This is a genomic window from Allostella sp. (genome assembly GCF_041913585.1).
GTDB lineage: Bacteria > Pseudomonadota > Alphaproteobacteria > ATCC43930 > Allostellaceae > Allostella.
In genome coordinates this window covers 1-8,453 of sequence record NZ_JAYSFE010000163.1, presented here as the reverse complement: position 1 = coordinate 8,453, position 8,453 = coordinate 1, and the positions used below count along the sequence as shown (strand labels likewise).

Below are 8,453 nucleotides of genomic sequence, written 5' to 3'. Positions count from 1 at the left end.
GTCAGCCTGAGCGGCCAGTACAATCTGGGTTTCATCGGCCTGCGCGCCGGGCCGGAGGCCCGGCGCCTGGTCGCCTGGTGGCGCGACCGCATCGCCTGGAACTGCATCGAGGACGCCGCCAACGGCACCTTCGTCGACCAGAAGGTGGTGGACCATTTCCCGGCCCTTTCGGACGCCGTCCACCTCATCCGCCATTCCGGGTACAACGTCGCCTACTGGAACGTCCACGAACGCCCCGTCGACCAGCGCGCCGGCACCTGGACGGCCGCCGGCCAGCCGCTGGTGTTCTTCCACTATTCCGGCTTCGAGATGTTCGGCGCCGGCATCAGCCGGCACGTCGCCCTGCCGCAGGCCCGCGGCGGCGCCGTCGATACGCTGCTCCGCGACTATGGCCGCCGCCTGCTCGCGCGGGGCGACCTCGCCCATGCGGTGCGGCCGTACGACTACGACCGGCTGCCGGATGGCACCCGGCTGTCGGCGGCGCTGCGCCGCGCCCTGCACCGGGCGCTGGAACAGGGTGCGGCGGGACCAGGCGACCTGCTTCGACCGGGGTGGCTGGTGGAGCCGGTCCCGGCGACGCGCGACCTCCCCTATGGCGGCACGATCCCGCGGGTGCTGCAGTTCCTGCGCCGCTTCGGCGACCTCCCGGCCGAGGCGATCGCCGCGTTCGAGCGTTTTCTCGACGCCGATGCCGAGGGGCGGCGCCGCGCCCTCATGCCCCTGCTGGCGGCGCTGCACGCCGTCGGCGCCGTCGACGTCGGCACTGCCGAGCGGCTGATCGACCGGACGCCGGTGCCGCCGCCCGCCGACGGACGGCCGGTCGATCTCGTCTGGCCGGTCGCGCGAACGGTCGAGGACGCACCCGCCGCCCTGACCATCCCGGCGCTGCCGCTGCTGCTCCACGCCGCGCGCGCCGACCTGACCGACAGCTTCGACCTCGCCGACGGCGCCGGCATCGCCGCCTATCTCGCCTGGTTCCTCTCGATCGGGCTCGCCGGCTGGACCGCCGACCCCGACACCGTCGCGGCGATCGCGGTCGCGCTCGACGCGGAGCCGTTCGCGGGGTCGGCGACGGAGGAGCCCGCCAGCCTGCTCGACGCAGCGCTGGCGCGCCTGCTCGCCCCCGATTCCGACGCGATGCGCGGCCGGCCGGCGGCGGCGCGCGCTCTGGCCGCGCTCCTCGAGGGCAGCCGGCCGGCGGGGCTGCGGCCGGCCCTGGCCCAGGTCGTCCGGACCTGGCTCTGGCACCGCCGGGACGGAACCCTGCCGCGCATCCTGCGCCTGCTCTCCGGCTCGCCCCGGCTGCGCGAGCGGCTGCTCGGCCGCACGGCCGGCCGCCGGGCGAGCATGGAGGCCATCGCGGCCGCGTTCGATCGCGCCGGCCTGCCCGGCCTCGGCCGAGCAAACGCTCCGGCGCGGCCGGCGGCGGCCCCGCCTGCCCCCCCGGAGGCCGGCACCGTCGTCGTCGGCCCGTTCGCCACCACCTCCGGCGTCGGCCACAGCGCGCACGGCGTGGTGGCCGCGCTCGCGGCGGCCGGCCTGCGACCGGAGACGGTCGACCTGCTGGGCTCCGCGGCCGTCGCGGACGGCGTCGCGCCGTCGCTGCTGGTGCTGCATGCCAATGCCGATGTCACCCTCGACGCCGTCGTCAAGTTCGAGCCGCTGTGGCGGCGGGCGCGGCGCCGCGTCGGCTACTGGTACTGGGAGCTGCCGGCGATGACCCGGCGCATGGCGGCACCGGCGATGCTGCTCGACGAGATCTGGGTGGCGAGCGAGTTCGTGCGCCGTGCCGTGGCGCCCGTCGTCGGCTGCCCGGTCCGCGTCTGCCCGCCGATCCTGCGGCCGTCGGACTTCGCGCCGAGCGCCGACGGGGGCGGGAGCTTCGGCGCCGGCCGCCGCGGCTTCCGGTTCCTCGGGGTCGTCGACGCCCGTTCCTTCGTCGCCCGCAAGAACCCGGAGGGCATCGTCCGCGCCTTCCGGCATGCGTTCCCCGACGGCGACGAGCCGGTCGAGCTGGTGGTGAAGCTGAGCAACGCCCACCAGAACAATGCCGACCTGGCGCGGTTCCGCGAACTCGCCGGCGGCGACCGCCGCATCCGCCTGCTGGAGGGCACCTTCTCGTCGGTCGAGATGAACGACCTCTACGAATCCGCCGACTGCTTCGTCTCGCTGCACCGCTCCGAGGGGCTCGGGCTCGGCATCGCCCAGGCCATGATGCTGGGCCGGGCGGTGGTGGCGACGGGCTATTCCGGACCGATGGACTTCATGTCGGCCGCCACCGCCTTCCTCGTTCCCTATCGGCTGGTCCCGGTCGCGCGCGACGCCTATCCCGACTGGCTGGGCCAGGAATGGGCCGAGCCCGACGAGCGGGCGGCGGCGGTCTACATGAAGGAGCTGGCGCGCAGCCCGGCGGCGGGGCGGGCAGTGGGCGCGCGCGCCGCCGAGGCGGTGCGCCGGCATTTCGCCGGCGATCGCGTGGTCCGCCTCATGTCGCGACCGGAACCGCCACGCGCCGGCGCGGCGGCGGAGTGATCTCGCCGGCAGCGGCGACGGCGTGGTCGATCAGCCGGTCGAGCACGGCCGTCGCCGCGCAGGTCGCCCGCCAGCCGATCGCCCGCCATGTCTCGCGCGGGTCGCCCGTCGAGCGCGCGAGATCGGCGGGACGGACCATCGCCGGATCGACCGCGAGCCGTCCCTCCGCGGCGATGCCGAGGCGACGCATGCCATGGTCGACCATGGCGTTGAGCGACGTCGCGGAGCCGGTGGCGAGCACGAGGTCGACCGGGACCGGCAGCCGCGCCTGGCGGTAGAGCGCGTCCATGTATTCCTCGGCCCAACCCCAGTCGCGCACGACGTCGGTGCGGCCGAGGCGCAGGCACCGGAGACGGCCGGCGCGCAGGTCGACGAGCGAGCGGGCGAGCTTGGGCAGGACGAAGTGCGACGGCCGGAGCGGCGATTCGTGCGGGAAGAGATGGGCGAGCGCGGCATCGACGCCGAACACGTCGCGATAGTTCCGCAGCATCATCGCGGCCGACGCCTTCGACACCGCGTAGGGGCTCCGTGGATTCCAGGGCGTGCCGGCGGCGGCCCCGGCCGCGGGCGTCTCCCCGAACACCTCCCCGGACGATGCGAAGACGTACCGCGCGCGCGATCCCTCGCGCCGCAGCGCCTCGAGGATGAAGAGGTTCAGGTTGCCGTTGTCGAGCAGCGTCTCCATCGGGCGCTCGAAGGAGGCCCCGACGGAGGACATGCCGGCGACGTTGACGATGATGGCGGGCTGCAAGGCACCCAGGAGCTCCGCCGTGGCATCCGCCGACGCCAGGAAGTCGCCGACCATCCCGGCGAAGCACGGCCGATAGTCGCCGAGGTCGCGCCGGGCGTCCGCCGGCGGACGGCGGCTGACGCCGACCACGGCATAGCCCCCTCGGGCGAAGCGGCGGCCCACCAGCCGCCCGTCCTGGCCGGTCGCGCCGAAGACGAGGCAGACCGGCGGCGAGGACAAGGCGCCCGCCCGCTCAGAGCTCGAACTGGTCGAGGATGCTGATGAACTTCGCCGGCTCGGCCTGGAGCTGCTGCAGCGTCAGGCCCATGACGGTGACGGAGTTGCCGCCGCCGAGGTCGATGGTGACGGCGTCGCCGGCCGCCGACGCGCGCGCCAGCACGTCGGCGACGCTGGCGAAGACGATGCCGTTCATCGCGCTGAGGAACACCAGCCGGTCGTCGTCGCCGAAATCGAGCACCACGTCGTCGCCGCCGTCGCCCGCGAAGAAGAAGGCGTCGCCGTCCGCGCCGCCCGCCAGCGAATCGTCGCCGCGGTCGCCCGTCAGCGTGTCGGCGCCGGCGCCGCCCTGCAGCAGGTCGGCCTCGCCGCCGCCGAACAGCCCGTCGGCGCCGTCACCCCCCTGCAGCGTGTCGGCGCCGGCCGCGCCATAGACGAGGTCGTCGCCGCCGTCGCCCAGCACGAGGTCGTCGCCGCCGTCCCCGAAGAGCTTGTCGCCGCCCGCGCCGCCCGCGACGGTGTCGTTGCCCTGGCCGGCATAGGCGGTGTCGGCGCCGTCGCCGCCCTCCAGGACGTCGTTCCCCTTGGCGCCGAAGATCCAGTCGTCGCCGACATCGCCCAGGACGGTGTCGTCGCCGAGGTCGCCGAAGGCGCTGTCGTTGCCGCCGCCACCATAGGCGAGGTCGTTGCCCTGGCCGCCGAACGCCCAGTCGTGGCCGGCGCCGCTCTCGATCGTGTCGTCGCCCTTGTTGCCCCAGACGACGTCGTTGCCGGCTTCGCCGCGGACGAGGTCGTCGCCGTCCCAGGCGAGCACCGCGTCGTCGCCCTCGCCGCCTTCGACCGTATCGTCGCCGGCCGACGGCAGCATCGTGTCGTTGCCGGCCGAGCCGTCGAGGAAGTTGGCGCCCGAGTTTCCGACCAGGATGTTGCCGGCCCCGTTGCCGATCCCGGTCAGGGCCGCCGGGCCGTTGAGGACGAGATGGTCGTGCTCGTCGTCGAGGACGAGGTTCTCCGTCGATGTCACGAAGTCGGCGGCCACGAGCGCGTTCACGTCCAGGAAGCCCTGGATGATCTGCTGCTCGAGGACGCTGCGCTCCCCGTCGTCGAAGATCCCACCGGGAATGGTCGCCATCTCTACACCTCCACCGGAAGCGGCCCGGGGCCGCCTCGTACGATCGCAACGGCCGCCGGAGCGCCCGCGTCCCTAGACATCGAGGACGAAATCGGCGGTCGTCTGGATCCGCCACGCGTCGAGCCGCCAGGTTTCGAGGTTCGCCGCCGCGTCGGCCGACAGGCCGCCGAGCCACGACAGCGAGCCGATGTCGAAGGCGTCGTGCTGGACGGCGTAGCCGGCGAGGCCGGCGTTGAACCACAGGATCTCCTGCGCACCGTCCCCGTCGAGGTCGACCAGCCCGTCGATCTCCCAGGCGCTGCCGTGCGAGCCGATCCAGGTCTCCGACGCGCGGTCGATGCCGCCGCTCGCGGTGTCCTCTTCCAGCGTGGTGATCGCGATGGCGTCGTCGGCCGAGTTCTGCCAGAGCAGGTCGATGGTGCCATCGCCGTCGAGATCGCCGGTCTCGACGAGCGCCCAGCCGGCGCCGGGAGAGCCGAACCATTCGGTGACCGCGGCGTCGTGCGACGTGAAGGCCGCCCCGTTCAGGCCGTCGTTCCACCACAGGAAGTCGGCATTGCCGTCGCCCAGGAAGTCCGCCACCGCGATCAGGTCCCAGCCGGCTCCGGGGCTGACCCCGTACCAGGTGGCACCGACGTTGGTGGCGATCGGCGACAGGGCCGTCCCGACCAGGACCTCGCTTTCCCAGACCAGTTTCATGCCGTTGCCGTCGACGTCGGCGACGCCGGCAAACGTGAAGTCGGGGCCGAGCGAGACGCCGCTGCCGGCGACGCCGGGTCCGTCCGAGACGAGGGCGGTCTGGCGGTCGGCGCTCACCCAGACGAGGTCGTCGACGTCGTCGCCGTCGACGTCCAGGATCGCATCGACGGTGAAGCCGGCCCCCGGCGCGCCGACCCAGGCGGCCGCTCCGACCGACGCGCCGTCGACCGGCGACCAGGCCGCGCCCTGGAACGTCGCGTTCCACCACAGCAGGTCGTCGTCGGCGTCGCCGTCGAAATCGCCGAAGCCGAGGAGGGTCCAGCCGGGGCCGGGCGACAGGTCGACCGGGTAGGCCAGGCGCTGGGCGTCGGTCGCCTCGACATTGCCGATCCATTCGGCGCTGCCGAAGTCCAGCGGGTCGCGCTGGATCGCATAGCCGCCGAGATCCGGGTTCCGCCAGAGGATCTCGTCGTTGCCGATGCCGTCCGCATCGAAGATGCCGGCGAAGGTCCAGCCCGGTCCCGGTCCGCCCAGCCAGACATTGCTGCTGGCCGCGATCGCGCCGGTGCCGCCGTCGGTCGCGAGCTGACCGACGATCGCCGCCCCGCTGGTCTCGTCGAACCACAGCAGGCCGTCGACCGCGCCGCCGAAGTCGCCGTGGCCGAGATAGGTCCAGCCGGTCCCGGGATCGCCGACGGCCGCGGTGACCCCGCCGGTGGCGACGGCGTTGAAGGCGGTGATCGCGACGTCGTCGCCGCCGTTGGCGAGCCAGATCAGGTCGTCGCGCCCGTCGCCGCCGAGATCGGCGACCGCCGCGAGCGACCAGCCGGAGCCGGGATGGACGCCGTAGAAATCCGCGCCGGCGTTGCTGGTCGCCGTGGTGGTGGCGACGCCGCCGATCGCCGGGTCGGTCCACAGGAGCTTGTTGCCGGTGCCGTCGAGGTCGCCGATGCCGGCGAACTGCCAGTCGTCGCCCAGCTCCACCGCGGTCGTGCCGATGCCGGCCCCGTCGGCGACGACGGCCGTCTGACCGTCGGCGCTCTTCCAGACGAGGTCGTCGGTTCCGCCGCCGTCGACGTCGGTGATCTCCGCGACCGTGTAGCCGGCCGCCGGCGCCCCGATCCAGGTCGCGGCGCCGACCGACAGGCCGTCGACCTCGCCCCAGGCGGCGCCACCGAGCGCGGCGCTCCACCACAGCAGGTCGTCGTCGCCGTCGCCGTCGAAGTCCCCGGTGCCGGCGAGCTCCCAGCCCGATCCGGGGGGCGCCGCCAGCGCCACGTTGGTGAAGCCGGCGGGCGTGCCCTCGGCGAGCGCGACGATGCCGCGCGGATCCCACGCGAAGACGTAGTCGGCGTAGCTCGGCTGCTCGGGCACCGCCGGGGCGAAGACCAGGACCCCGCCCGCCAGCGTGCCGTCGAGTTCCTGCTCGGCGACGAGGGTGACCTGGAGGTCGGAGCCCGCGACCGTGTCGGTGCCGATCTCGATCACATGGTGCCAGGCGCCGCCGACCTCGCTCGTCGAGATCGTGTACTGGCCCTGTGTCAGGGTCTCCGGCGCGGCCACGACCTCGGTCGCGCCCGGCACCGCCGAAAGGTCGATCCCCTCGCCGCTGGCGAAGTCGTCGAACGACAGAAACGCCTTCGGCCCGCCCGCCAGCGCCGCCGGATCGACCACGACCAGATCGCCGGCGCCGCCGCCGGTGAACCGGTCGCTGCCGAGCGACGCCGTCAGCGTGTCGGCGCCGGCACCGCCGGAGAAGGTGTCGTTGCCCGGCCCGCCCTCGATGCTGTCGCCGCCGTTGTTGGCGATGATCGCGAAGGTGCCGGTGGCGTCGGGGCTGGTGGTCAGCACGTCGGCGCCGACCGTGCCCTCGATCGTCAGGGTCGACAGGGTCCGGTTGTCGAAGGCACCGGTCTCGGCCCCGCTGACGGTCACGTTCTGGACCAGGGCGTCGGTCGGACCGGCATTGGTCTTGCCGGGCTCGCCGATGCGGACCGCCGTGCTGGTGCCGTCGATCGAGCCGTTGCGGATCGTCACCCCGTCGAGGGTCGCCGGATCGCCGCTGTAGGACGGCGCGTCGTCGCGCGCCTTGACGACGATGGCACCGCCGAACTCGTGCGCCGGGCCGCCGCCGTCGCTGCGGCCGACGTCGATGAAGGTGAAGTTCTCGATCAGGATGTCGGCGAAGTCGTCGTACTTGAGGTTGATGTCGATGCCGTTGCCGAACTGGCCGATGCCGGCGCCGAAGAGGACGCTGTCGGCACCGCGGCCGAACTCGCCGACATTGTCCATGGCGACGCCGGTGATCGTCGCCTGCTCGAGCTGCTCGACATAGATGCCCTTGAACAGCAGGTCCTCGAAATCGACGCCGTCGATGAGGACGTTGCCGAACCCGCCCGCATCGGTCGCGCCGAAGACGTGGAATCCCGACCCGCCGTCGCGGATCGTGCCGCCGGTCATGGTGAAGCCGTCGACCTCGACCGCCGTGCCCTTGCGCACGCCGATGACGTTGTCTTCGAGGACGACATCCTCGAGGCGGACGCTGTCGCCGCCCGTCAGGGCCACGCCGTTGCTGTAGTCGCGGATCGTCAGGTCGCGCAGGGTGACGTTGTCGGCGCTGATCCGGAAGCCGTCGCCGGCCGAGACGATCGAGGTCTCGGTCTGGAGCCAGTCGAAGGTCGCGCCGGCGAAGGAGTCGTTCAGTTCGTTGAGCTGGCCGTCGATCACCGCGCCGGGGCCGGCGCCGGCGATCGTCACCGACTTGGCGATGTCGAGGTTGAGGATGCCGGTGTAGGTGCCGTCGCCGAGCAGGATCGTCTCGCCGCCGGTCGCCGCCGCGAGCGCGTCGGCGATCGAGTCGAAGCCGCCGCCCGCCGTGTCGACCAGGAGATAGGTCGTGCCGTCGACCGCAACCTTCTCGACCCCGTCCAGCGTATCGGCGTCGACGCCGTCCTGGACGATCCACTGGCTGCCGGCGAAGGAGAGCGTGGCGCCGGCGCCGAAGACCGCGGTGTCGACCCCCTCGCCGCCCTCGATCCGGTCGGAGCCGCCGCCGCCGTCGAAGGTGTCGGCGCCGGGGCCGCCGACCAGCGTGTCGGCGCCCAGCCCGCCCGCGAGGTCGAA

General features: G+C 73.3%; 3 protein-coding genes and 1 pseudogene. 1 reads left to right on the top strand and 3 read right to left on the bottom strand.

What is annotated here, in order from left to right; all coding sequences use genetic code 11:
• Positions 1-2,532, top strand: a 2,532-nt coding sequence (locus tag ACE3Q3_RS21455) for a glycosyltransferase (protein ID WP_374449401.1), incomplete at its 5' end; no start/stop codon positions are given.
• Here the strand turns inward: ACE3Q3_RS21455 and ACE3Q3_RS21450 are convergent.
• The 3 genes and pseudogenes from ACE3Q3_RS21450 to ACE3Q3_RS21440 all read right to left on the bottom strand — a co-directional run.
• Positions 2,486-3,502 carry a GDP-mannose 4,6-dehydratase gene (locus tag ACE3Q3_RS21450; RefSeq protein ID WP_374449399.1) on the bottom strand — a complete coding sequence of 339 codons (1,017 nt, stop codon included), beginning with the start codon at positions 3,500-3,502 and terminating at the stop codon, positions 2,486-2,488. The two genes, ACE3Q3_RS21455 and ACE3Q3_RS21450, sit on opposite strands and share 47 nt — an antisense overlap.
• 13 nt (positions 3,503-3,515) lie before the next feature.
• Positions 3,516-4,631, bottom strand: a complete 1,116-nt coding sequence (locus ACE3Q3_RS21445; RefSeq protein WP_374449397.1) for a calcium-binding protein — start codon at positions 4,629-4,631, stop codon at positions 3,516-3,518.
• A 72-nt stretch (positions 4,632-4,703) separates the two neighbouring features.
• Positions 4,704-8,453: pseudogene (locus ACE3Q3_RS21440) on the bottom strand (hypothetical protein); the annotation flags it as partial.

Coding starts and splice junctions, on each gene's coding strand:
- ACE3Q3_RS21445 (WP_374449397.1), bottom strand. CDS start 4,631: ATGGCGACCATTCCCGGTGGGATCTTCGACGACGGGGAGCGCAGCGTC.